At 61.9% G+C, this 23,035-nt stretch carries 26 protein-coding genes; 7 read left to right on the top strand and 19 right to left on the bottom strand.

All coding sequences use genetic code 11. From position 1 onward, the window contains the following. Positions 1-14 precede the first annotated feature (14 nt). Genes mftC through mftA form a run of 3 tightly spaced genes read right to left on the bottom strand, consistent with a single transcriptional unit; the run spans position 15 to position 1,755 of the window. Complete coding sequence (mftC, locus tag AAFP29_RS04425) at positions 15-1,250, bottom strand: mycofactocin radical SAM maturase (RefSeq protein ID WP_419216087.1); 1,236 nt, start codon at positions 1,248-1,250, stop codon at positions 15-17. Beyond that, positions 1,247-1,660 carry a mycofactocin biosynthesis chaperone MftB gene (gene mftB, locus AAFP29_RS04420; RefSeq protein ID WP_419216086.1) on the bottom strand — a complete coding sequence of 138 codons (414 nt, stop codon included), beginning with the start codon at positions 1,658-1,660 and terminating at the stop codon, positions 1,247-1,249. Before mftB ends, mftC begins: the two co-directional genes overlap by 4 nt. After that, positions 1,660-1,755, bottom strand: coding sequence for a mycofactocin precursor MftA (mftA, locus tag AAFP29_RS04415; protein ID WP_083837347.1), 96 nt, complete (start codon positions 1,753-1,755; stop codon positions 1,660-1,662). Before mftA ends, mftB begins: the two co-directional genes overlap by 1 nt. 114 nt (positions 1,756-1,869) lie before the next feature. Between mftA and mftR the strand changes: the two genes are divergently transcribed. The 3 genes from mftR to AAFP29_RS04400 all read left to right on the top strand — a co-directional run bounded on the left by mftR (position 1,870) and on the right by AAFP29_RS04400 (position 4,057). After that, a complete protein-coding gene (gene mftR / locus AAFP29_RS04410) occupies positions 1,870-2,496 on the top strand; it encodes a mycofactocin system transcriptional regulator (RefSeq protein ID WP_419216085.1) in 627 nt (208 codons plus the stop codon). A gap of 100 nt (positions 2,497-2,596) precedes the next feature. After that, positions 2,597-3,655, top strand: a complete 1,059-nt coding sequence (locus AAFP29_RS04405; protein WP_419216084.1) for a 2Fe-2S iron-sulfur cluster-binding protein — start codon at positions 2,597-2,599, stop codon at positions 3,653-3,655. Between the two features lie 18 nt (positions 3,656-3,673). After that, positions 3,674-4,057 (top strand): hypothetical protein, encoded by a 384-nt coding sequence (locus tag AAFP29_RS04400; RefSeq protein ID WP_419216083.1) that lies wholly within the window; start codon positions 3,674-3,676, stop codon positions 4,055-4,057. 31 nt (positions 4,058-4,088) lie between these two features. Here AAFP29_RS04400 and AAFP29_RS04395 read toward each other — a convergent pair whose 3' ends face one another. The 11 genes from AAFP29_RS04395 to AAFP29_RS04345 form a co-directional block, all read right to left on the bottom strand. Next, the gene (locus AAFP29_RS04395) at positions 4,089-5,042 is read right to left on the bottom strand and encodes a hypothetical protein (RefSeq protein WP_419216082.1); all 954 of its coding nucleotides are present in this window, start codon (positions 5,040-5,042) and stop codon (positions 4,089-4,091) included. 113 nt (positions 5,043-5,155) lie between these two features. After that, positions 5,156-5,878: a DNA alkylation repair protein gene (locus AAFP29_RS04390; protein WP_419216081.1), complete on the bottom strand. Its 723-nt coding sequence runs from the start codon at positions 5,876-5,878 to the stop codon at positions 5,156-5,158. Next, positions 5,875-7,071, bottom strand: a complete 1,197-nt coding sequence (locus tag AAFP29_RS04385; protein WP_419216080.1) for an NAD(P)/FAD-dependent oxidoreductase — start codon at positions 7,069-7,071, stop codon at positions 5,875-5,877. Before AAFP29_RS04385 ends, AAFP29_RS04390 begins: the two co-directional genes overlap by 4 nt. A 55-nt stretch (positions 7,072-7,126) precedes the next feature. Continuing rightward, entirely contained in the window at positions 7,127-7,654 is a 528-nt protein-coding gene (locus tag AAFP29_RS04380; RefSeq protein WP_419216079.1) for a hypothetical protein, read from the bottom strand. After that, positions 7,651-8,271 carry a hypothetical protein gene (locus tag AAFP29_RS04375; protein ID WP_419216078.1) on the bottom strand — a complete coding sequence of 207 codons (621 nt, stop codon included), beginning with the start codon at positions 8,269-8,271 and terminating at the stop codon, positions 7,651-7,653. Before AAFP29_RS04375 ends, AAFP29_RS04380 begins: the two co-directional genes overlap by 4 nt. Continuing rightward, positions 8,271-8,798, bottom strand: a complete 528-nt coding sequence (locus AAFP29_RS04370) for a hypothetical protein (protein ID WP_419216077.1) — start codon at positions 8,796-8,798, stop codon at positions 8,271-8,273. Before AAFP29_RS04370 ends, AAFP29_RS04375 begins: the two co-directional genes overlap by 1 nt. Further along, on the bottom strand, positions 8,795-9,376 hold the full coding sequence (locus AAFP29_RS04365) for a hypothetical protein (RefSeq protein ID WP_419216076.1): 582 nt from the start codon (positions 9,374-9,376) through the stop codon (positions 8,795-8,797). Before AAFP29_RS04365 ends, AAFP29_RS04370 begins: the two co-directional genes overlap by 4 nt. A 186-nt stretch (positions 9,377-9,562) precedes the next feature. Next, positions 9,563-10,444 (bottom strand): SDR family oxidoreductase, encoded by an 882-nt coding sequence (locus AAFP29_RS04360; protein WP_419216075.1) that lies wholly within the window; start codon positions 10,442-10,444, stop codon positions 9,563-9,565. Positions 10,445-10,468: 24 nt separating this feature from the next. Then, a complete protein-coding gene (locus AAFP29_RS04355; protein ID WP_419216074.1) occupies positions 10,469-11,059 on the bottom strand; it encodes a TetR/AcrR family transcriptional regulator in 591 nt (196 codons plus the stop codon). Further along, positions 11,059-12,396 carry a cytochrome P450 gene (locus tag AAFP29_RS04350; RefSeq protein ID WP_419216073.1) on the bottom strand — a complete coding sequence of 446 codons (1,338 nt, stop codon included), beginning with the start codon at positions 12,394-12,396 and terminating at the stop codon, positions 11,059-11,061. The genes AAFP29_RS04355 and AAFP29_RS04350 overlap by 1 nt, the downstream gene beginning before the upstream one ends. 117 nt (positions 12,397-12,513) lie before the next feature. After that, a complete protein-coding gene (locus AAFP29_RS04345) occupies positions 12,514-13,473 on the bottom strand; it encodes an o-succinylbenzoate synthase (RefSeq protein WP_419216072.1) in 960 nt (319 codons plus the stop codon). A 92-nt stretch (positions 13,474-13,565) separates the two neighbouring features. Here AAFP29_RS04345 and AAFP29_RS04340 point away from each other — a divergent pair, with 92 nt between their 5' ends. Then, positions 13,566-14,471 (top strand): oxygenase MpaB family protein, encoded by a 906-nt coding sequence (locus AAFP29_RS04340; RefSeq protein WP_419216071.1) that lies wholly within the window; start codon positions 13,566-13,568, stop codon positions 14,469-14,471. A gap of 94 nt (positions 14,472-14,565) precedes the next feature. Here the strand turns inward: AAFP29_RS04340 and AAFP29_RS04335 are convergent, their stop codons facing one another. Beyond that, positions 14,566-15,315 carry an alpha/beta fold hydrolase gene (locus AAFP29_RS04335; protein ID WP_419216070.1) on the bottom strand — a complete coding sequence of 250 codons (750 nt, stop codon included), beginning with the start codon at positions 15,313-15,315 and terminating at the stop codon, positions 14,566-14,568. Positions 15,316-15,333: 18 nt separating this feature from the next. Beyond that, positions 15,334-15,888 carry a CGNR zinc finger domain-containing protein gene (locus tag AAFP29_RS04330; protein ID WP_419216069.1) on the bottom strand — a complete coding sequence of 185 codons (555 nt, stop codon included), beginning with the start codon at positions 15,886-15,888 and terminating at the stop codon, positions 15,334-15,336. 31 nt (positions 15,889-15,919) lie between these two features. On the opposite strand from AAFP29_RS04330, the gene AAFP29_RS04325 reads away from it, so the two are divergent. Next, complete coding sequence (locus AAFP29_RS04325; RefSeq protein WP_419216068.1) at positions 15,920-16,933, top strand: EamA family transporter; 1,014 nt, start codon at positions 15,920-15,922, stop codon at positions 16,931-16,933. A gap of 54 nt (positions 16,934-16,987) precedes the next feature. On the opposite strand, the gene AAFP29_RS04320 is transcribed toward AAFP29_RS04325, so the two are convergent. Both AAFP29_RS04320 and AAFP29_RS04315 read right to left on the bottom strand, forming a co-directional pair. Next, positions 16,988-17,923 (bottom strand): alpha/beta hydrolase, encoded by a 936-nt coding sequence (locus AAFP29_RS04320; RefSeq protein ID WP_419216338.1) that lies wholly within the window; start codon positions 17,921-17,923, stop codon positions 16,988-16,990. Between the two features lie 187 nt (positions 17,924-18,110). Continuing rightward, a complete protein-coding gene (locus tag AAFP29_RS04315; RefSeq protein WP_419216067.1) occupies positions 18,111-19,004 on the bottom strand; it encodes an SHOCT domain-containing protein in 894 nt (297 codons plus the stop codon). Between the two features lie 141 nt (positions 19,005-19,145). On the opposite strand from AAFP29_RS04315, the gene AAFP29_RS04310 reads away from it, so the two are divergent. Further along, positions 19,146-20,609: an ABC transporter permease subunit gene (locus tag AAFP29_RS04310; protein WP_419216066.1), complete on the top strand. Its 1,464-nt coding sequence runs from the start codon at positions 19,146-19,148 to the stop codon at positions 20,607-20,609. Beyond that, entirely contained in the window at positions 20,606-21,361 is a 756-nt protein-coding gene (locus AAFP29_RS04305; protein ID WP_419216065.1) for an amino acid ABC transporter ATP-binding protein, read from the top strand. The genes AAFP29_RS04310 and AAFP29_RS04305 overlap by 4 nt, the downstream gene beginning before the upstream one ends. 450 nt (positions 21,362-21,811) lie before the next feature. Here AAFP29_RS04305 and tuf read toward each other — a convergent pair whose 3' ends face one another. Then, the gene (tuf, locus tag AAFP29_RS04300) at positions 21,812-23,002 is read right to left on the bottom strand and encodes an elongation factor Tu (protein WP_419216064.1); all 1,191 of its coding nucleotides are present in this window, start codon (positions 23,000-23,002) and stop codon (positions 21,812-21,814) included. Positions 23,003-23,035 lie beyond the last annotated feature (33 nt).

The following is a 23,035-nucleotide window of genomic DNA, read 5'->3' as shown; positions in this document are numbered from 1 at the left end:
TGCTCGGTGGTGGTTCAGACCGGCGTGATGGTCAACGACGACGGGGTGAACCCGGCGAGGGGATCCTCGTCGCAGTTGCGGGAGGGGGGCCGAGTCATAAGCTTGAGTGGAATGCCACGCGAATGGTCTTTGTTCGCAGTGGGTTTCGACCGCTCACCGGCAAGCAGCTGCTCTCCAAAGCCTTGCACACACTCGGGATCGGGGCCATCGAGCGGCAGACCGGTGAAGAACTTGGCTGCCATGCAACCGCCCCGGCAGGCGTCGAAGTGATTGCATTTGGTGCAGGCACCGGCACTCTGGGGTTCACGCAATTCGGTGAATAGGTCGCTGCGCTGCCAGATCTCTCGGAAGCCACCGTCGGACTCGATATTTCCGGCGAGGAAGTTCTCGTGGATCGCAAACGGGCAGGCGTATACGTCGCCGACCGGGTCGATCAGGCACACCACGCGCCCCGCTCCGCATAGGTTCAGACCTGGGAGCGCGCCACCACCGCTGGCACCGGAGAACGCGGACAGATGGAAGAACGAATCGCCGGTCAGCACCCGATCACCGTGTGCGACAAGCCATTCGTACAGGATTCGTTGCTGCTCGGGCCGAGGATGTAGATCATCCCAGACGTCGGCACCACGTCCGGATGGACGCAAGCGAGTGATGCGCAGCGTCGCGTTGTATCGGTCGGCCAGTGCCTTGAACTCATCAAGCTGGTCGACGTTGTGACGCGTCATCACTACGCTGATCTTGGCGTCTTTGAACCCGGCGTCGCGCAGATTCTCCAACGCGCGCACAGCCATGTCGAAGGATCCCCGACCGCGAACGGCGTCGTTGACCTCTGCGGTCGCGCCGTCGAGGGATATCTGCACATCGACGTAGTCCGACTCCGCGAGTCGTTGCGCCACCTTCTGATCTATGCGTAAACCGTTGGTGGAGAACTTGACTCCCACCTGGTGGCTCGTCGCGTAGTCGACGAGTTCCCAGAAGTCCGGACGCACGGTCGGTTCACCGCCGCCGATATTGACGTAGAAGACCTGCATGCGCTGCAGCTCGTCGATGATCGCCTTGCACTGATCGGTGGACAGTTCCCGCGGGTCGCGTTTACCCGACGACGACAGGCAATGCACACACGACAGGTTGCACGCGTAGGTCAGTTCCCAGGTGAGGCAGATCGGCGCGTCGAGCCCCTTCTCGAACTGGTCGACCAGCCGACCGACCTTGGCTGGCGCGTCAGTGCGCGGACGTTCGATGGTGGTCATATCGATGCCTCCGTTGGGTCTGGTTGTCGCACGATCATCCCCGAATCAGCCAGTGCACCAAGGGCTTGCAGGTACAGCGGGCGTTCGACGACGTCAATTCCGGCGGTCGACAGCGCTGCGTCGGCGCTGGAATGCTCGGCCAGCGATGCGACGATGCCGACCACCGTGAGGTTCTTGAGGAAGGACAGCTTCCGGGTGCCGAAGTGGTACAGCAACGCACCGAACGGTTCGGGTCGCAGGGCGACCTTCGAATTGAGCTGCCAGGCCAGCGTCGAGTCGAAGCCAGACGCTGCTGCGGCGGGGACGTCGGCGGCGGGCCGCGCCGCCTTGGTCCCGGAGTTTTGGGCGGGTGCGCCCCCGGCGGCCGGCGCAGCGCGGCCGCCGGGCACGGTTGATGTCGCGGTCGACATCAGTAGACCCCGCACATCCCGTCGATCGACACCTCTTCTACGAGGGACTCGCCAACGAGTTCGGTTTCAACGACCTCTGCCGCGTGATCTGCCATGATCCAACCTCCTGTTTCCTATAGTGATGTGGATCACCAAAGACTATAATGGCACTCAGTGCATAAAAGCTAGACCTACATCACAATCGGTCGAAAACCAGGGGAAGGACACATTTGGTGCCCGGCAATGACCAGCATGTTTCACCAGAGTCGCGCGCCGCCCCGGTCGGACGGAAACGCGTCACGACGATGACTCATATCGCCGAAGTCGCCATTGACCTGTTCGCTCGCGACGGATTCGACGACACCAGTGTCGACGACATCGCCGCGGCCGCCGGGATCGCGCGCCGCACCCTCTTCCGGTACTACTCGTCGAAGAACGCCATCGCCTGGGGCGACTTCGATATCTACCTCGACGAACTGCGCGCGCTACTCGACGCGATACCGGCCGAACTGCCTATCGCCGACGCCCTCCAACGCGCGCTCATCGACTTCAACAACGTTCCCGGAACCGAATTGCCACGACATCGGCGACGAATGGCGCTCCTTCTGGGAGTTCCTGCGCTACAGGCACATTCGATGCTGATGTACGCCGAGTGGCGTCAGGTCATCGCACAGTTCTGCGCGCGGCGTCTGCGCGTCGACGCCACCGCACCGGTGCCGCAGACCATCGCCTGGATGACTCTGGGCACCGCGTTAGCAGCCTATGAGCAATGGCTCGACTCCCCCGACGGCGATCTCAACGCCCTACTAACCGAAGGGAGTCGTATCCTGTCCGAGGGAGTCGCAGCCCTCGGCTAACCCGACGAGCAGAATGCGGAGGTCCGCGAGTTTCGACGCCGCGCCAGGTAGGCTAATCTAGAAACTAGAACACGTTCTCATTCGCCAGAAAGTCGATGTGATGACAGACCTGACTCCGCATAGTGCGCGCAGCGTCATTTTGACGGTGAACGACGTCGTCGATGAGACTGCTGATGCGCGCTCGGTCATCTTCGACATACCGACCGACCACACCGATAAATTCGTCGACTACCTTCCCGGCCAGTTCTTGACACTGCGAATCCCCAGCGATCAAACGGGTTCCGTCGCACGTTGCTATTCCCTGTCGTCGTCGCCTGGAGCCGACAAGCTACCCAAGGTGACGATTAAACGCACGTCGGCCGGCTACGGCTCAAACTGGATGTGCGACAACCTAACTGCGGGTTCGCAAATAGAGGCGTTGCCCCCATCCGGCGTATTCACGCCGCACAATATTCACCTACCGCTGCTGCTCATCGCGGCCGGCTCAGGTGTCACCCCGGTGATGTCGATCCTTAAGACGGCGCTACGCACGGGCACCGGACCGATCACCTTCTTCTACGCCAATCGCAGCGAGAACGACGTCATCTTCGCCGACGAACTCCGCGAGCTACATGCCGCGCACTCCGGCCGACTGACCATCATTCACTGGCTGGAATCGGTCCAAGGGTTGCCCTCGACAAAGGCGCTGGCGACTCTGTTCGCGCCGATGAGTCAGACCCACAGCCTCTACGTATGCGGCCCCGGACCATTCATGGACGCCGTTCACGCCGCCGCGGCCAAAGCCAAATTCGACCATCACAATGTGCACTCGGAGGTGTACAACTCGCTATCTGGTGATCCATTCGAGAATGTCGAACTCGAGGAAGTATCCGAAGAGGATCAAGCCACCGCTGCCAGCGTCGAAGTAGAACTCGACGGCGAAACACATAAACTCTCCTGGCCGCGTAAACGAACCCTCATCGACATCATGCTCGCCGCCGGATTGGACGCTCCCTACTCCTGTCAGGAGGGCGAATGCGGTTCGTGCGCTTGCACTTTGACCGAGGGTAGTGTCGACATGGAGAACTCCGGCGCTCTCGATCCCGACGACATCGCCGACGGCTACATCCTCGGCTGTCAGGCACGTCCGACATCGGACACCCTCAAAATCGAGTTCTGATCACGTAGGCTCTGCATCGTGAGCACTCAACGCCTCTCCCACATCATGGCCTTCCCCCTGATCTTCATGGGCGTGTTGCACTTCGTCGCGCCCAAACCATTCGATGCGTTGATCCCCGATGAGATCCCCGGCGACAAGCGCACACTGACCTACGCGTCCGGTGTGGCCGAAGCCGCGATCGGCGGCGGATTGCTGTTTCCGCGAACCCGCCGTCTCGCTGCGGCGGGCGCGGCCGCGCTATTCATCGCGGTCTTCCCCGCGAATATCAACATGGTCCGTCTGTGGCAGGACAAACCGGCGTGGATGAAGACCATCGCCTGGCTGCGTCTGCCGCTACAGATTCCAATGGTGCTGGCCGCGGTCAAGGTGTACCGAGGTTCGGCACCCGCCGAGCGCGCCTGACATCCACCTCGTTTGCCCGAATTCACCTCACTCATCCGGCGAGGTGGATTCGAGGGAATGAGGTGGATCCGCTACCCATCATTCGTGCGATCTTCTCGCGTAGTTCTTCGGGGCGGTTGACCGTCGACCATCCCCATCTCACCACTCGAAAACCCAACTCGTGTAGACGATCCGTGCGCGCCTTTTCCCTCCGGACGGCGGTGGGATCGCTCTCGTATTTGAGTTCGCCATCGGCTTCGCCGATCAATCGACAATCAGGCCAATAGAAGTCGATACGTGCGACAAACTCGCCGGCCGCGTCGTAAACCTGGTGTTGGAGAACCGGTATGGGCAACCCGAGATCCAGCATTTCGATGCGACTCCGAGACTCCAGGACCGACTCGGCCAGCCCGTCCATCAGGGTTACGGCAACGCGAGCCCGACGAATCCCGGTCATTCCGCGTGCGCGGCCGAGTTCCCTATTGAGGTCCTCGACGTTGCACAACTTCGCGTGCAACGCTGCGTCACCCAGCGCAATCGCTGGTATCCGCGCATGCCGGCGTGCGATGTCGACTACGGTCCTGGCCGGCGTGGTTAGCGGCAACTCGACGTCGTCGAGCGAGACCAGATCCGGCGCACGCAGATCGGTTACCAGCCGCATGACGCCGCTCTGCCGAGTACCAGGCGGCCGGGTAAAGTCGTGGACGACAACGCGCTGTATGGGCAAGCCCCACAACGGAAGCCCGAATGCAGCGGCTGCCGAGACATCAGCAAGCGCTCTGCTTCCATCGATTCGAAGCCGTGCTTTGCGCGCGACGAGGACGGCGCGCTCACGATGCTTCTCTTCTCGCGAGGGCAGTTGTCCGCGTGGCGGACCATAGAGGCCCGGCCCGATCCGGTCGACGTCGCCGCGGACGAGTGCGCGGGCGATGGCATCATCGTTAAATCCAAGCGCATTCAACTCGCGCCGGGTTTGATTGACGTCGATGGCAATCTGGAACGTCATGACGTATTAGACGAAATGGCGCGACAGTCGGTTCCGCCCAGAAATTCACCTCGTTTGCCCGAATCCACCTCGCGCGGTGAGTGAGGTGGATTCGAGGGAACGAGGTGAATTCGCTACCGCATCGACCGATACGCCTTGCGCTGCTCGGGCGTTAGATGTTCGGTCGCGTAGCTCAGGGCCGTCCGCCCCAGTTCGGCAGCATGACCGTCCAGATATTCGGTGAGCACCGCCCGATCCACCCTCTTGCCCATCTCGCGCAACATCCAGCCGAGGGCTTTCTGAATCAGGTCGCGGCGATCGTCGATGACGATGGGGGCGACCGCCAGCGTCGCGGACGCGTCACTAGCCGTCAGATATGCATAGGTCCCGACGACGCCCACCCGCCGACGCCACAGGTCCTGCTGGACCGCGTAGTCGCACAAGATCGTCGAATTGCCTTGTGCCAGAGACCAATCCCCGAGAATATTCGCCGACGAGTCAACCAAATCCCAATTGTTCACACGGCCTCGGTCGACCGCCGCGCGGTATCGCTCAATCCACAACGGTTTGTCGCCGAGAGTCGCTTTCTCATATTCCGTCCGCATGATGATCAAGGCGGTGAGCCGATGTTCGTGAATCGGACTGTCGAGCAATAGATCGATCTCGTCGGCGGCAAGTCCGCGAAAGCGCTTGGCCGCCTTACGTTGTGCCGGAACCGTGATTCCGATGAATTCGTCGCCCGCACCGTACTGACCGGGGCCCGTTTTGAAGAATCCGGCCGAGGACACCGCGCGCTGCGGATCGGCCAACTCCGCCAACGCTTCTTGTACCGCTGCCGCACTAAGTTCCGTGGTCATAGCAACTCCGCGATCGGCGTCGAATTGAGCAACTTAGCCCTCATCTTCATCACCGCACCTGCTTTGCCACCACCGGCAACCGCAGTCAGCACGCCGTCACGACTGAAGTACGCGACGAACTTCTTTCCATCATCATCGACGATATGCACGTCGTCAGTCGCCCTCGGCCAGCCAAGTACCTGCACCTTGACGTCGTACTGATCGCTCCAGAAATACGGCACCGCAGGTGCCACGTCGGCGTCGTTGCCGAGGATCTGGCCCGCCACGATCGCCGCCTGCTCGACGGTGTGGTTCCAATGTTCCACGCGCACCGGAACACCTGATGGATTACGCCAATTCGCGACGTCGCCAACTGCATACACATCATCGACTACCGTATGCCCGACCTCGTCACAGGCGATGCCGCCACCGTTCTCGCGCGCGGCCAATTCGATGCCGGACCCGTCGAGAAATTCGACGACCGGCGTCGACCCGATGCCGACGACGACGAGGTCGGCCGGTACTTCGACACCATCTGACAATCGGACCGCCGACACCCGATCACCATGCGCGACAATCGCATCCACGCCGACGCCACTCCGCACGTCGACGCCGTTCGCTACATGCAGCCGGGTCACCAGATCGCCGATCTTCGCACCGAGCGCTGCCGCCAGCGGGGTGGGCGCCGGTTCGACCAGGGTGACCGCGAGTCCACGGGTTCGCAAGCTCGCCGCCGCCTCGCAGCCGATGAAGCCCGCACCGATGACTACCGCATTCGACGCGAATTCCGACTCGGCTCGCAGTGCCAGCGCGTCATCGACAGTGCGTATGACATGCACGCCCTCTGCGGGAGCGCCGGGAAAGGTCCGTGGCCGAAGGCCGGTCGCGATCACCAAACTGTCGTATTCCAATGTCTGTGCGTCGTCGCCGGATCCGAGTGCCACGGTGCGCTCGGCCGGTGACACCGAGACAACCGGCTGGCCGGTGCGGAGGGCGATCGTCGACTCCGCGAAGAATTCTGCCGGCTTCAGGTCGACTCGGTCGTCTTTGCCCAACAGCACCGACTTCGACAGCGGCGGACGGTCATACGGTGGATGGATCTCGTCACCGATGAGGGTGATCGGTCCGGTGTATCCACCTGACCTCAGGTTCTCGGCCACTCGGATGCCGCCGAGTCCGGCCCCGACGATGATTACGCCCTTTTCTTCGCTCACAAGAATTCCCTTGTTTCGTTGTTACGCAGTGTAATTGGTTCTCTATCCGTGCCGGTCACGAGTCGCCGCCCGCGTCCACCAGGGTCAGATCACTGAGCAGCCACACACCGCCATCTCGATGCATCACCGCCCACCGCGACACCGCGACCTTCCCGCTCCCGTCGTCGGCGCGAGTCAGCCCCGGTACCTCGACCTGTTGATCGACGAATACCAGCACCCGCGCGGCATCAGCCGAATAGGAATTGACGGCCGCGCCGACAATTTTGGCGGACATGGACGTTCGCGAGTCCACGGCGTTGGGCAAAATGAGATCCGGTCCCTGCGTTCGATATTCGGCGGCCAGACGTCCGGTCAGCTGCGCCAGAACCGCCGGTCGGGTCGGAGGGTCATTGGGGGCAAATGTCATTAACGCGACGACGGCGTCGGCTGCGGCCTGCTGCACGCCGGTCCGCTCAATCGCGGTTGGGTGGCTGGCATTGTTGCGATGTGCCGCGACCAATCCCGCGACACCGACCCCCGCGAGCACAAGCGCGAGTGCGACAAGTGTGCAAACGACTCGCCATCGGTAGATCGATCGACTCATCCCAGTCTCGCCTTCGCAACTTTCCACACCTGGTCAACCAAGCGCATAGTGAGGACAATCGGCATCCGCCTGCGTGCCGGATCACCGCCGATGATCGCTGGATTGGTGGCTTCGGCGACGAGGAGGACATCAGCGGTGGCGTCAGCAGCATCGGATGGGTCGGTCAGGAGACCCGCGGATAATACAACTCCCGTGCTTGCCGCATCCTGCCGCGAGATCTCGTCGATCAGTTCTCGTCGGGTACCCGATACCCGCTCCCGCTGTTCTCCGACGCTAACCGAGATCACCGAATCCGCGTATCGCTCAGCTTGTTTCGGGTCGGCGGTGAGCATCGAGGTCACCGCAGCAGATGCCGCGTTCAGCACATCGTCGTTACGCTGCGCCACCTCCTGCTCGGCGGAGACCCGAAGAGGCAACAGCACCACAAGGATCAGAAGAGCCAGTACGACCATGGCTGTCACGACGGTGGCTACGATCATTCGCCGGCGCCGACGCCGGGCCCGTCGCCGGAGCGCATCCCCGGCATTGATGGCGGCCAACCGCGTTGTGCGCGTTGCCTTGTCCAGATCGACGCGGGCGGCGATCAACCGCTGCGAGGCATCAACTTCGGCTGCCATCAGCGCACCACGTCGATTTGATCTACGAGCCAGCGGTGATCGAGTGACACAAATTGGACGGTCAGAGTTTGCGGAGTCGACGTCGGCGAGCCGTGATTTACCCTGATCGAATTCCCGTCGATCAGCATCGTCCCGGAGTTAGCGTCGGCGGCTACGACTGCCACCGTCGTGGACTCCCAGCGCACCTCGAGGTCACCGACCGCCACGAGAGGGGTCTTATCCAGTTCAGTGCGCCGCGCATAGGCATCGGTGACCAGACCGCGGGCTCGACGTCGGTCAGCTTCCCGTTCAAATCCACGGGAAAGCACCTGTGACACAACGATTCCCGCCTGGGCACGTAGCTGCGATCTGGCATCGTCTATCGCCTGCTCCCCTGCCAGCCGGGTCCACTGCCAGGCCACCAATCCGGCGAGCACCAGAGTGATGACGACAAGCGCGGCGAGCAGAGTCGCCCTGCGTCGGTCCGAGGTCGACGCGGCAGCATCGGCTCGCGCCGATCGAGTTGACCGGACAATGTCATCGGTCATGGCAGGTACTGCACCATTGAAATCTTGAGAACTCCATCCTCGGGAGTGACTACCGTTCGCAACCGGAATTCACGTGACGATGCCGGCCGCTCGGCTTGAGCGGCAAGATCTACCGTTGCGGCAACTAGCACTTCGGCGTCGTCGCCGACTCGGCGCGACACCCCGGCACCGACCACCCGACCGGTCGACATCGTTCCGGCCTTAGTCACGAAGGTGGTGTACGCGTCGGCAGATTGGCCGAACTCGTCGTAGAACGAACCAGTGGCTCCCGCCAGTACGCGCTTGACCCGTTCGGGCTGCCGATAGTCGGGGCTAAGCAGAAGCTCGATGCGTTTGGTGGCGGCATCGACGTAGTCGGCATCGGAGTAGCCGTCGTCGGAGCGCAGCCAACCGACGATTCCGATAACCGCGAACACGATGGCCGCTACTGCGGCGAGTGCCGCGATCCGAATAGGCCAGCGCCGAAGCGGCTTGCGGCGACCTGCGAGAACTTCGACGTCAGCCAGAGCCGACGACGCACGCGCCTGGTCGGCGCGCGCCGATCGGTAGGCGGCGAGCAGTGCGCGGTCGTCGGTCATAACCCTCTTTCTGGTGCGGCCACCTTACCGACAAACTAGAACACGTTCTAGTTTGTGTGAGGTACACCATAGAGTGTGCCCGACGCAGGCGTCCGAGGCACGCACCGCCCGATCGGAGTAGCGACTGCCCGTCGTCAACTTACAGTCACCCGGAAGTCGCGGCTGCCTCCCCCGCCTCCAACAAAGCTACTGCCCGATCCGCTTGGAATACTCGCCGCGAGCTGCTTCGTCGTAGGTGAGGAAGATGGTGTCGAGCTTGGTCATTCGCCGCACCGCTCGCTTAACCGGCTGCGGCGTCAGCGTATTCGCGTGCACCCATGCCATCGACCGTGGCGCGGCCGCGCGCACCTTGGGCCTGGCGATGGTCCACAAGACCTGGGCAGCTACATCTTTCGGCTCAACGGTCGCGATGAACTTGTTGGTCGACAACCCAGTGATGAGTCCGGTGTTGGTGAAGGTTGGCATCACGGTGCTGACTCGCACCCCGGACGGCGACAATTCGGCGTCGAGCGCTTCGGTGAGTTCGATGACGGCGGCCTTGGCAGCATTGTAGATCGACAGCCCGGGCATCGGCAGGCGTCCGGCGACGGAAGAAATGTTGAGGATCTGCCCTCTGCCCCGAGCGGACATCCGACGTCCAGCCGCCTGGGCGCCGAAGATCACGCCGACTGTGTCGATGTCGAAGGTGCGTCGCACCAGCGCCTCGCTGTACTGCAGGAACGGCCCGACCGGCATGATTCCGGCGTTGTTGATCAACACATCAACCGGTCCGTACGCCTTCTCGACACCATCGAGAAACTTCTCGAACGACGCCGGATCCGTCACGTCGAGATGCAGTCCCTCGACACCGAGATCGGCGGCAGCCTTGCCGACCGCGTCCTCGTCGATATCGCCGATCGCCACCTTCGCACCGGCCGCGAGCAACTGGGTAGCCGTCTCGAAACCTATCCCCCGAGCTCCACCCGTCACCGCGATAACCTTGCCGCCCAATGATTCTCGTATCGTACGTAGTCGCGCATCGGCTCGTGCCGAGGGCGTCAGGGATCGAGGAAGGTCACGCAGTGCCATTGAAAACTCCTGGGTAGGAATGAATTACCAGATCATCGGGGCTAGGAATTTCGACGCCAACTCCCGTGCGCCATCCGGGGTCCGGGCCGCTGGGTCCGAACCCGGCACTTCGAGGTAGGAAATCACCAGGCGCACATGAAGTTCCACAGCTTGCGTCAAGTCGGCGTCGGGCATAGTTGCTCCCGCGGCGCGCAGTGTGTCAGCGACTCGGGCGGTGACCATATCAATAAACAGCGAACTCATCGACGCGGTGACACTGCGCACCTCATAGTCTTCGAGCACCATGCGGTTAAGCAGCGGGTCCTCGGAAATCATTTGCGCGCCAACGGCGAACGCCTCGATAAGCGCGTCTTGGGCAGACAAGCCCTCGACCGCTTCCTCCAACTGCTTCATTCCGACCTCGTATATCTGAGTGGCGACGGCGATGAGCAGGTTGTCCTTATTCGGAAAACGACGGTAGAGCGTTGAGCGACTGACGCCGGCATTGGCGGCGACCTCGTCCATATTCGCGCGACGCACGCCGACGGCAGCGAATTCTGCGGCGGCGGCCGACAGGATTGATGCCTCCTGATTTTCGGGCGTCGCGGTACTGCGAGCTTTCCGGGTCGCTGCCATCAACGACGCCGAATGGTGACGGGCAGTTTATCTTTGGGCACCGGCAATGAGCTGTAGTCCATCGGAATCTCGTAACCTGCGGGGACCGACCACTCGTAGCCGCGCAGCAAATGGTGCATGATCGTCTTGATTTCCATCTGTCCAAAGTACAAGCCAATGCACTTATGCACACCGCCTCCGAACGGGATCCAGGCCATTCGATGGCCTTTATCTTCTTTGCGCTCCTTGCTGAACCGCTCCGGATCGAAGATGTCGGGGTTGGTATAGAACTCCGGATCGCGGTGATTGGTCAACTGCGGCACACTGACGAGCGTGCCCTTGGGGATGTAAAAGCCTTGTACCTCAGTATCTTTGATGGCCATTCGAGGTTGCGCCGGCACCGGCGGACACATCCGCAACGATTCCTTCATGACGACGTCGAGGATATCGAGACTGGCTAGGTCGTCGTAGCTGAGCTGTGCGTTGAGTTCCATCGACTGGGCTCGCGCGCTGTCCTGCCACTCCGGCGACTTGGCCATCCGGTAGGCCATTTGGGTCATCGTGATGGTGGAGGTGTCGTGTGCGGCCATCAATACGAAAATCATGTGGTTGACGACGTCCTCGTCCGTGAAGCGATCGCCCTCTTCGCTTTCCGCGTGGCATAGCACCGAAAAGAGATCGGGCGTCTGCGTCGCACGCTTCGCCGCGATGTTGGCATAGAAGAATTCCTCGAGGATCTTGCGCGAACGCAAACCCTTCCACCAGCGTCCGCCCGGAACCGGCTTGCGTACGAATGCGACACCCGCCCGGACGGTCTCAATAAATGCCTTGTTGAGCTTGTCGGCCTCGTCCTTCGGCAATTCCAGACCGAGAAAAACTTCCAGCGCGACGTCGAGGGTGAGCTCTTTGAACTCGCTGAACAGCTTCACTTCTCCAGTCGGAAAACGCGACATACGATCTTCGACCATCGGCTGCATCTCGTCCATGTAGCCCTTGAGAACCTTCGGAGTGAAGGCTTGCTGCAGGATGTGCCGATGGTGGCGATGCTCGTCGAAATCGAGGAGCATCACGCCACGGTTGAAGAATGGGCCGATAAAATAGCTCCAAGCGGGACCGTTGGCGAACGCCTTGTCCTTGTTCATCAAAATCTGTTCGGCCGCGCGAGCACCACTCGCGGTGACGATCTTGATACCGAATGCGTTGAGCGCGGACGTCTTTCCGTATTGGGCGAGCTTCTCGTCCGAGTACCCGAATGGGTCGCGGCGCATCTGCATGATCTCCAGAATGCCGTTCCGATCGGACTTGGGGACCTCCCGCAATTCACTACCTTCGGGCGCTTTGGCGAAGACTGCGGTCATCAGAAAAACTCCAGTTCACGAGGGGTCGCACGGCTCAGGGCTGCCAGTGACATACCTCACCGTAGCGCGCATTGGAACAAATGTCGAGATCTGTTTCAATCCGGCGAGTTGGCGGATTCAGCGAGGAAGCTCCGACAAGATTCGATGGCATCGCGCGATCCGTTCACGCCACCACGCGTCGCGGTCAGTCGAGGCCAAGGGCAACTCGTCGAACGGGTTTACCGCACGCGGCGACACGATTCCGCCCGCCGGCCGGAACGATTCGGCTACGTCGTCGACAAACAACGCACCCGTACCAAGGCCGCATGCCAACTCCAGGGCGGGCAACGCCGCCGCCGCCGCAACACCGGCCGAGATGCCGATCGCCGAATCCAACGCACTCGAGATCACCACCGGCATAGCCATCTGCTCGGCGAGCCGAAGTACCGTGCGCATCCCACCCAACGGAGCAACTTTGAGCACCGCGATGTCGGCGGCGGCGAGCGCCACGACGCGCATCGGATCGTCGGCGCGGCGAATCGATTCATCGGCTGCAATCGGCACCGACACCGCCCGTCGCACCTGTGCGAGTTCTTCGACGCTGACACATGGCTGCTCGACATACTGCACGTCACCAATCGCGGCGATCGCCTCAATCGCCTGCGGCACAGTCCATTTGCCATTGGCATCGATGCGGACATTCGATACCAGCTCGCGTGCGGCCGCCACCCGGTCAACGTCGTCGGACAACGATTGCCCCGGCTCGGCCACCTTGACCTTCGCCGTGGTCGCACCGCCATATCGCGCGAGAACCGCGGCGACTTGGTCCGCGGGTACGGCGGGCACGGTCGCATTGACTTCGATGACGTCGCGCACCGGCGGCGGTGCCCCCTGATACGCCGATTCGATACCTGCGGCCAGCCACGACGACGCCTCCAGGTCGTCGTACTCGACGAAGGGAGAGAACTCGCCCCAGCCCGCCGGCCCCTCGAAGATAACCACCTCGCGGGTGGTGATTCCGCGAAACCTCATCCGCATCGGCAATGCACAGACGCGGGCGGAGGAGAGCAGGTCGGCAACGTCGGGCAGCGGGGTCATTCCCCAACTCTAGAAGTCGGGCGCGGCGCAGGCCTCGTGGCGAGTTTGGAACACATATCCACTTTTGTTTCAATGTGGGCTACTCTCGACTCATGACAGTGCAAGAAGGCATGCGCGAAGCAATCCCGATGGTCGTCGCCGACGACGTCGCCGACGCGAAACCACGCCTGGGCGCCGACTCGCTCGTGTGGAAGTTCTACGGCGACTCCCGCGGCGTGCTCGGATTCCAACGACTCGCCGGCACCGAGAACTGCATCGAACAACTCGGCAAAGCGGTCGAAGATCACTCGATCATCTTCAGCGACTTCCTGGGACGAGCCAGACGCAGTGGACCGCCCATCATGCGGACGGTCTATAGCACCGACCCGCACCGTTGGGGCCGCAAAGTGCGCGACTTCCATCGCGACATCAAAGGCACTATCAGTGACGGATCCCGTTATCACGCACTGAATCCCGAGTTGTTCTACTGGGCGCACGCGACATTCGTCGACCAGGTCCTCTATATCACCGACACCTTCATCCGACGACTCTCCTACGACGAGAAGGTGCAAATCTTCGAAGAATCCAAAGTCTGGTACGAGCTTTACGGCGTGAGTTCGCGAAATCAACCGCAGACATATGACGAGTTCGTCGAATACTGGGACTCGATGCTCGACCAGTTCGTCCCAACGCGGACCATCCTCTACGCGACCGGGTACATCCGCCTAGGTATCCCCGGCCCGAAGCAGATTCCGAAACCGCTGTGGCGCATAGCTTCTGCACCGTTGAACGGCTTCATTCGCACAGTTGTCGTCGGGACGCTGCCCCAACAGATGCGCGACGTCTGCGACCTGGAGTGGGACGAGGGGAAACAGAAGAGGTTCGATCGCTTCGCCGCGTTCATGCGGTTAATCAATCCGGCGATCAACCGGCTTCCGCTCAAGTGGCTGTACGTGCCGTGGGCATACGAAGGCTGGAAGGCGATGGGCGTCGATCCGCGACCGCTGCACAACGGGTAGGCCCACGGCTTGGGTGGTCTCGATAGACCTCGCCGCTAGCGCTCCTCGGCACTCGACCAACCACTGACGGCACTCGACCAGCCGCCGACAACCGTCACTCGGCGAGGAAATCCAATACCGCCCGGGTGAACTCTCGACTGCGGTCGCGGTGCACACTGTGCCCAGCCTCGATTGTTCGAAAAGAAGCTTCCGGCAACGCATTTGCCAGTGATCTCAGATGCCGGGGCGGCAGGAAACTCCGGTCGCCGCCGGATATCACCAGAGTCGAGGCCGGCGACTCGGCAAGATCGGCCCACCATCGCGGAGCGGCGACTTCGAACTCCCGCCCGACCATATTCGGCAACGAACGGTCGAATCGCAACAGCGGCAACGGGTTTGCGACGAGCGCTGAAACGCCGCGAATCTTCTCGCCGAGTGTCGCGGTGGGGACAATCTTCTCGTCAACATCAGCCTGATCTCTCGGCATCGGCGGACACTCTTCCAGCACAAGCCTTCTCACCCGCCCCGGCAGCTCCATCGCCAGCCGCAGCGCGGTGTGCGCGCCGAGCGAATGGCCGACGAGATCAAATTCGTCGAGACCGAGTTCGTCGGCGACGAAAGCGAGATCGTCACGAAAGTCGTTGAGGCGGTATCTCGTAGCGCGCCCACTACGTCCATGTCCACGTAGATCCACCGACACCACCGACCGCCCGACCGTGCGAAGTTCCCGGTGCAGCGGGGCCCAAGTCGTGTGATCGCTGGCCATGCCGTGTACCAGCACGACGGGCCGACTGGATAGATCACCGGAACAGGCGGCAGCAAGACGAAGACTCCCGCCGTCGGTGTGCCGGTGAAGTATTCGCATGATCCCGACCCTAGCCGATCATTCCCCGCGGTCCTGTGCGCGCGTCTGGCGCGCTCGATATGCGGTGACCGCAACGCGGTTGGTACACCGCGTCGAGCAGAATCGTTTTGATCGATTACGCGACAGATCCAGGACGATGTCGTCGCAGTCATCGGCCGCGCATATTCCGAGTCGCGAAACTTCCTGTGCGCGAATCAGATCCATCATCGCCAAGGCGGTCTCACCGACGATCCGGTCGGCCAGCGACGCTTCGGGTGACACCGCGTGGAGATGCCAGTCGACGCTGCCGTGGCGCGCGAGCCGCGGCACCGCGCGCACTTGAACCAGCAAGTCGTTGACGATCAGTGCCGCACTATCGCGGTCGCTGGTCAGCAGTTCCCGCAGTCGTGGGCGCACGGCGCGAACCGCGTCGAGCTCGGTCACGGTGCGATCGTGACGGCCGGTGTACCCGAAGGAAGCGTAATGCTCTGCGAGGGTATCGATCGATGCGAGGGGATCGGTATCGCCGACTGCGCCGTTGACAAGCGCGACCGCCGACTCGAGCGAACTCACGGTGTCATCAGCGTTGAACATGTTGACACCTTACATCGCCCCCTCTAGCGTAATGGCCGTGAAGACTTTAGCCAATGACAGCGCACGTCACGTCACCCGAAACGGCCTCGTCTTCGCGCTAATCTCGGCGTCGTCATTCGGCCTGTCAGGGCCGATCGCCCGCGCACTCCTCGACACCGGTTGGTCGGCGCCAGCCGCGGTCACAATCCGCATCGCCATCGCCGCGCTAGTTCTTGCACCGCTCGCCATCGGTCAGATGACCGGGCGAATACGTGAGTTGGTCCGCCCCAAAACCCTCGGCGCAATGGCCGCATATGGCGCGGTAGCGGTCGCGTCGCCGCAGTTGTGCTATTTCTACGCCGTCGAAACGCTGCAGGTCGGTGTGGCGCTGTTGATCGAGTACCTTGCGCCGGTGGTGGTCGTCGGATGGATGTGGTTGCGGCACGGGCAGCGCCCCACCTGGCGCACACTGGTCGGTGCCGCGGTAGCCGCAGCCGGACTGGCGCTGGTGTTACAACTCTTCGGCGGAATTCGGCTCGACGCCGTTGGCGTCGCATGGGCGTTGGGAGCAACTATCGGAGCGGCCGGATACTTCATCATGTCGGGCACACTGCGCACACCAGTTCCAGCCGTGACTTTGGCCGGCGGCGGACTGTTCACCGCAGCCATCGGGCTGGGCGCACTGGGCGCTGTAGGCATTCTGCCGATGTCGACCAGCACAGCCGACGTCACGTTGGGGCGGCTCCAATTCGACTGGTGGGCAGCAGTTCTGACGCTGGGAGTGATCACCGCGTCGGTCGCATATGTAACCGGCATTGCCGCAGCCCGACGCCTCGGATCCCGACTAGCCTCGTTTGTCGCACTCGCCGAGGTCGTGGCGGCGATAGTTTTCGCCTGGTTACTACTCGGCCAGGTGCCGGCAGCAGTTCAATTGCTCGGCGGCGCATTGATTCTCGCCGGTGTGATCGTGGTGAAGCTTGGTGAGCCGAAGGGTGCGCCGGACGAGGTCGGCCACGCTCAGATACCGGGGTCACCGTCGAATACACCGCTCGCGGTTGATATTTGACGGTTCGAGCCCCGGTACCTGTGCGCCTTCCCCGGCCGCGGTCGGATCGGTGACCTATCGGTCCCGGAACCAGCCGCTGTTCTTGGCGCGCCAGACCATGTCGTTCCAGTAACCCCAGTCATGGGTCCCCTGTGTCGGGTAATCACTGGAGACATCGACGCCGGCGCGTAACGCGGATACTTCGAAAGCTCGCGTCTGAGCGAGCGCCAGCAACTCCAGCGGAGTGCCCTTAACCGCCGACACCGGCTCACGGTCGTGAACACCCCACAGCCCAGTTGAGGCGCCGATTCGTAGTTTCATGCCCTTCATCCGCTGCGTTTGCAAGAAGGGATCGTTGTCGAGCCACCGCTTACTCCACGGTGGCCCCCACATCGAATCGGCGTCGAGTGGACCAACTCCGGCCTGGACGCCAGCGTCGACCAGTGCGGCGCGAATTCCCTCGCGCATACTGGGAGCCGAGAGATTCAGGTACCCCGACATCGAGAACGCGTGCGAGATCCGCTTGCGATGGTTGACCGCGTAGATCATCGCGGCGTTGCCGCCCATCGAGATGCCCATCAGGGCGTATTTGCCCCACTTGCCCACCGCGAGACCGCGAGCGTCGAGTTCGCGGACGATGGTGTCCAGTCGGCAAGTCCACCGATAGCGGTATTTGACCTTACTCAGCTTGCTCGCTTTATCCCAGTTCGTATAGAAACTGCCCAAACCACCAACGGGCTCAATGACATTCACACCGTGGTCGGCCATGTTCTGAATGCGGGTGTTGTGTCGCCAGCCGCTCATGTCGTTGGTCGCACGGAGGCCGTCGAGCGCGATCGCCGTCTTGTAGTTGCCGCCGCGGGTCCACATGTCGACGGGGCTGGTCGGCATTCCGCAGCCGCTTACATAGAACCGCTGACGTGTAGCGGCGTCACCGTCCCCCGCTCCGACCGCACTGATAGTTACCGCGGCAAGCACTAAGGAAAGACCGACGACAGCGATACCGAACATGCGGCGGCGCCGCGCACGAAGCGGCGAGGGGTAATGACTGGGCACGAACGAAACCTAATCGCCCTCTTGACGTGGGACAACGCTTGTGTCGCAACGAGAATCGGTTCGATACCATCCAGTTACCAAAGTGACTGATGTTACTCAAGTGGTGTATGAGGTTTTTGGGGTCTGCGGTCGCTTGAGTCAGTTAGAGATCGCCCAGCACACGCTGGCGCGCCTGCTGATACTCGGCCGCGTCGATCCGCCCCGCGGAATAGAGATTGTCGAGCTCGGCGAGCCGTTCGGTCAGCGACCGGTGCGGCGTCGGCTTGGTCAACGACGTCGGCGCAACACCTGCCTGCCCCGCACCGCCATACGGCGACGTCGCCGATTGCGCGCCAGCGCCGTATTGCCGCACGATCGCCATTACCTCAGCGCGGGCGAGGGGGTTGCCGCGCAGGTCGATTGTGCCACTGTTACCCACTCCGTATTTGCGGAGCACTTCGAGAATCTTGATGAGGGGTTCGGGCTGCCCGGTGAGATCATAGGTACGGCCGTCTTCACTCGAGGTGAACTGTGCCGGAACCGATCCAGTGATCATTCCCGTTGCCTGCCAATCGATTTCAAATTCACGGGTGGCCGGATCCACCAACACCGCCAGCACCCGACGGTGCAGCATCGCCTGTGCGACGATCGGCACGGTCTTGCGGATGTCGACGTCAAAAGTCGGGATTCCGTCGCCGTGGATCCGCAAACCCAACTGCATCACCGGCTGGTCGTTGATCTGCATATTGGTCTGGCGTAGCGACGTGATGTCGGCCAGGGCCATATGACCCGTCGCCTGCATTCGCGTCATCTTCGCTGTGAAGTTAGCCGACCCCCGAGCCACGAAAAAGGCGATCACCACGTTGAGAATCGTGACGCCCAATCCGGTCCACAGCATCCATCCGATACCCGGCTCATCAATCACGAAATACATAACGAGGAAGATCGGTCCGACGATGCCGCACACCATGATGAACGCCAATGATTTCAGGAACGCACCGAGGAAACCGCTGCCACCGGTCGATTTGGCGCCGGCCTCGCCGAACATTGTCGTCATAACTACGAAGATTACGACTATTCGGGCGCTACCGATCACGGGTTGGGCGGGATTCCACGTCAACGACACGCCGCACGCGGACACTCGACCACGCCGACGTTAATCCTTCATCCCGGCATCGGTCGTTGCTAAGTTCTGGCGGTGACTCACCGATTCCGGCGGCTGCCGTTGATCTTCTTCGCGGTTCTCGCTCTCGTTTCCCTGGCCGGATGCTCAAGCACTACCGGTTCTGGAGGCTCTGACAACTCAGTCCTGCGCGTCGGCACTGAAGGTACGTACGCGCCGTTCAGCTTTCACGACCCGGCTACCAATCGGCTCACCGGTTACGACGTCGAGGTTGCCCGAGCTGTCGGCAAGAAGCTTGGCCGCAAAGTCGAATTCGTTGAAACACCGTGGGATTCGATCTTCGCCGCCCTCGACGCCGACCGATTCGACGTCGTCGCAAATCAGGTCACCATCACTCCGGAGCGACAAGAGAAATACGATCTGTCGAACCCGTACGCGATCGGCGAAGGTGTCGTCGTCACCCGGACCGAAGACAGTTCCATCAAGTCGCTCAACGATATTCGCGGCAAGACCGCCGGCCAGACGGTCACCAGCAATTGGGGACAACTCGCTGCCGCTCGGGGTGCGAAAGTCCAAAGTGTTGACGGGTTCACTCAGGCGATCAAGTTGCTCAACCAGGGGCGTATCGACCTGATCATCAACGACAGCATCGCGGTCTACGCGTACCTCGCCGAAACCGGCGACAAATCCGTGCATATCGCCGCACAAACCGATGAGCGCAGCGAGCAAGGATTCGCGGCGCGCAAGAACAGTGGCCTACTGCCGGGCATCAACAAGGCTCTCGACGAGTTGCGCGCCGACGGCACTCTCGCCGCCATTTCCAATAAGTACTTGAAAGCCAACGCCGCTGGTGACCAGCAGTCCGCGAAAACCTCCCGCTCGACGTGGCAGCTCATCGCCGATAATCTGTGGCCGCTGGCCAAGGCGGCACTTACGATGACCATCCCGCTCACCGTCATCAGCTTCATCGTCGGCCTGGCAATCGCTTTGGTGGTCGCGTTGGGTCGGATGTCGTCGAAGCGAATCCCGCGGGCGTTCGCGCGCTTCTATATCTCGATCATTCGTGGCACACCGCTGTTGGTTCAGCTGTTCATCGTCTTCTTCGCACTGCCCGAATTGGGCGTGAAGATCAGCCCGTTCCCGGCGGCGGTGATCGCATTCAGTCTCAACGTCGGTGGCTACGCGGCCGAGATCATTCGGTCCGCTATCACGTCAATTCCCAAGGGGCAGTGGGAAGCTGCCGGCACCATCGGCATGGGATACGCGACGACACTCCGCCGGATCATCCTTCCGCAGGCATCGCGCGTCGCGGTGCCGCCGCTGTCGAACACCCTGATCGCCCTGGTCAAAGACACCTCGCTGGCGTCGACGATCCTGGTGACCGAGTTGCTGCGTACGGCTCAGATCGCCGCCGCCCCAACCTACGAATTCTTCGCGCTCTACGCGACGGCCGCAGCGTACTACTGGGTAATCTGCATGATCCTCTCCTTCGCGCAGAACAGACTCGAAACCCGACTGGAAAGGCATGTGGCCCGATGACCGACAACCGCATCGACGCACGCGACATCCGAAAGTCGTTCGGCGACAACGATGTTCTGAAAGGGATCTCCTTCACGGTGCCGAGCGGCACCGTGACCACCATCGTCGGACCGTCGGGGTCAGGAAAAACCACTCTGCTGCGATCGCTCAACGCACTCGATCGTCCAGACGCCGGAGTAGTGCGCGTCGGCGACGTCGAGATTGATTTCGACAGCCACGTGAGCGATGCCAAGCTGCGTGAGTATCGGGCGCAAAGTGGCATGGTCTTCCAGTCGCACAACCTCTTTCCGCACAAGACGGTACTCGGCAACGTGACCGAGGGCCCGCTCGTCGTACAGCGGCGATCGGCCGAAAAGGTGCGCGCAGAAGCCATCGACTTGCTCGATCGGGTGGGCCTGGCCGATAAGCGCGATCAGTACCCCGACCAGTTGTCGGGCGGACAGCAGCAGCGCGTCGGCATTGCACGGGCGCTTGCGTTGCAACCCAAGGTCGTTCTGTTCGATGAGCCGACGTCGGCGTTGGACCCAGAGTTGGTCGGTGAAGTCCTCGCGGTGATCCGCGACCTCGCCGTCGAAGGCTGGACTTTGGTGATCGTGACGCATGAGATCCAATTCGCGCGACAGGTTTCCGATCAAGTGCTGTTCACCGACCGAGGGGTGATCCTGGAACGCGGCACACCCGCCCAGGTACTCGACAACCCTCGGGAGGAGCGGACCCGGCAGTTCCTCGACCGGATTCTGAATCCGCTGTAGGAAGGGTGTCGGCTGAAACTGCCGATGGAACGCACGCGAAGGAAGATTCACCTCGCCTGTCTCCCGGGCGCAGGCTTCAGTCGGCTGAAACATGTGGCGCGACGTCGGGCAAGGGGTTATCTACTCCGCGCAATCTGTCGGCGCAGACTTCATCCTGCGCGACTGAACCCTGCGGCGCGACGTCCGACGAGGGAGCAACCACCCTGCCCTCAGCGTGGGCGCAGACTTCATCCTGCGCGACTGAACCCTGCGGCCCGACGTCCGACGGAGGAAGGTCTCCCCCGCACGGCCTTACAACGCAGTTTCAATCCAGCCACCAACCGCTCAACCGAACCTCGTCCACGCCCGACGAAGCCCGCCCCGATCGCTAGCGATACCGCTAGGCCGACCAAAACAAAAGGCGCCCAACCACTTTCGTGGTTGGGCGCCCCTCGCGCTGTTATCTAGAGATCAGGCGATGATCTTGGTGACCCGGCCGGCACCAACGGTGCGGCCACCCTCGCGGATAGCGAAGCGCAGGCCTTCGTCCATGGCGACCGGCTGGATGAGCTTGACGACCATCTCGGTGTTGTCGCCCGGCATGACCATTTCGGTGCCCTCGGGGAGGGTAACGACGCCGGTCACGTCGGTGGTACGGAAGTAGAACTGCGGACGGTAGTTGTTGAAGAACGGGGTGTGACGGCCACCCTCATCCTTCGACAGGATGTACGCCTGGCCCTCGAAGTCGGTGTGCGGGGTGGTGGTACCCGGCTTCACGACGACCTGGCCACGCTCGACGTCCTCACGCTTCAGGCCACGGAGCAGCAGACCGGCGTTGTCGCCAGCCTGAGCCGAGTCAAGGAGCTTGTGGAACATCTCGATGCCGGTGACGATGGTCTTGGTGCTCTTCTCGCGGATGCCGACGATCTCGACTTCCTCGTTCACCTTGACCTCGCCACGCTCCACACGACCGGTGACAACGGTGCCACGACCGGTGATGGTGAAGACATCCTCAACAGGCATGAGGAAGGGCTTCTCGGTCTCGCGGACTGGGTCCGGCACCGAATCGTCGACGGCCTGCATGAGGTCCTGGATCGACTTGACCCACTTCTCGTCACCTTCAAGAGCCTTGAGCGCCGAGATCGGCACGACGGGGGCATCCTCGTCGAATTCCTGAGCGGCCAGCAGTTCGCGGACCTCCATCTCGACGAGCTCCATGATCTCTTCGTCGTCGACCATGTCGGCCTTGTTCAGTGCGACGAGGATGTAAGGAACACCCACCTGACGAGCGAGCAGCACGTGCTCGCGAGTCTGCGGCATCGGACCGTCAGTTGCGGCGACGACGAGGATCGCGCCGTCCATCTGAGCAGCACCGGTGATCATGTTCTTGATGTAGTCGGCGTGACCCGGCGCATCAACGTGCGCGTAGTGGCGCTTCTCCGTCTGGTACTCGACGTGGGAGATGTTGATCGTGATACCACGAGCCTTCTCCTCAGGAGCCTTGTCGATCTGATCAAACGCGAAGCTCTCGTTGAGATCCGGGTACTGATCGGCGAGCACCTTGGTGATAGCTGCCGTGGTGGTGGTCTTGCCATGGTCGACGTGACCGATGGTGCCGATGTTCACGTGCGGCTTGGTCCGCTCGAACTTCGCCTTGCCCACTTGATGTCCTCCTGGACTGTTGTCGCTGTCGAG

The organism is Gordonia sp. CPCC 205333, from assembly GCF_048537885.1.
Lineage (GTDB): Bacteria > Actinomycetota > Actinomycetes > Mycobacteriales > Mycobacteriaceae > Gordonia.
This window is presented reverse-complemented; position numbering and strand designations above follow the sequence as displayed.

Bases quoted from the DNA above. Each gene is read 5' to 3' on its own strand.
- mftC (WP_419216087.1), bottom strand. From the start codon at position 1,250: ATGACCACCATCGAACGTCCGCGCACTGACGCGCCAGCCAAGGTCGGT.
- mftB (WP_419216086.1), bottom strand. From the start codon at position 1,660: ATGTCGACCGCGACATCAACCGTGCCCGGCGGCCGCGCTGCGCCGGCC.
- mftA (WP_083837347.1), bottom strand. From the start codon at position 1,755: ATGGCAGATCACGCGGCAGAGGTCGTTGAAACCGAACTCGTTGGCGAG.
- AAFP29_RS04405 (WP_419216084.1), top strand. From the start codon at position 2,597: ATGACAGACCTGACTCCGCATAGTGCGCGCAGCGTCATTTTGACGGTG.
- AAFP29_RS04395 (WP_419216082.1), bottom strand. From the start codon at position 5,042: ATGACGTTCCAGATTGCCATCGACGTCAATCAAACCCGGCGCGAGTTG.
- AAFP29_RS04390 (WP_419216081.1), bottom strand. From the start codon at position 5,878: ATGACCACGGAACTTAGTGCGGCAGCGGTACAAGAAGCGTTGGCGGAG.
- AAFP29_RS04380 (WP_419216079.1), bottom strand. From the start codon at position 7,654: ATGAGTCGATCGATCTACCGATGGCGAGTCGTTTGCACACTTGTCGCA.
- AAFP29_RS04375 (WP_419216078.1), bottom strand. From the start codon at position 8,271: ATGGCAGCCGAAGTTGATGCCTCGCAGCGGTTGATCGCCGCCCGCGTC.
- AAFP29_RS04370 (WP_419216077.1), bottom strand. From the start codon at position 8,798: ATGACCGATGACATTGTCCGGTCAACTCGATCGGCGCGAGCCGATGCT.
- AAFP29_RS04365 (WP_419216076.1), bottom strand. From the start codon at position 9,376: ATGACCGACGACCGCGCACTGCTCGCCGCCTACCGATCGGCGCGCGCC.
- AAFP29_RS04360 (WP_419216075.1), bottom strand. From the start codon at position 10,444: ATGGCACTGCGTGACCTTCCTCGATCCCTGACGCCCTCGGCACGAGCC.
- AAFP29_RS04355 (WP_419216074.1), bottom strand. From the start codon at position 11,059: ATGGCAGCGACCCGGAAAGCTCGCAGTACCGCGACGCCCGAAAATCAG.
- AAFP29_RS04350 (WP_419216073.1), bottom strand. From the start codon at position 12,396: ATGACCGCAGTCTTCGCCAAAGCGCCCGAAGGTAGTGAATTGCGGGAG.
- AAFP29_RS04345 (WP_419216072.1), bottom strand. From the start codon at position 13,473: ATGACCCCGCTGCCCGACGTTGCCGACCTGCTCTCCTCCGCCCGCGTC.
- AAFP29_RS04340 (WP_419216071.1), top strand. From the start codon at position 13,566: ATGACAGTGCAAGAAGGCATGCGCGAAGCAATCCCGATGGTCGTCGCC.
- AAFP29_RS04335 (WP_419216070.1), bottom strand. From the start codon at position 15,315: ATGCGAATACTTCACCGGCACACCGACGGCGGGAGTCTTCGTCTTGCT.
- AAFP29_RS04330 (WP_419216069.1), bottom strand. From the start codon at position 15,888: ATGTTCAACGCTGATGACACCGTGAGTTCGCTCGAGTCGGCGGTCGCG.
- AAFP29_RS04325 (WP_419216068.1), top strand. From the start codon at position 15,920: ATGGCCGTGAAGACTTTAGCCAATGACAGCGCACGTCACGTCACCCGA.
- AAFP29_RS04320 (WP_419216338.1), bottom strand. From the start codon at position 17,923: ATGTTCGGTATCGCTGTCGTCGGTCTTTCCTTAGTGCTTGCCGCGGTA.
- AAFP29_RS04315 (WP_419216067.1), bottom strand. From the start codon at position 19,004: ATGACGACAATGTTCGGCGAGGCCGGCGCCAAATCGACCGGTGGCAGC.
- AAFP29_RS04305 (WP_419216065.1), top strand. From the start codon at position 20,606: ATGACCGACAACCGCATCGACGCACGCGACATCCGAAAGTCGTTCGGC.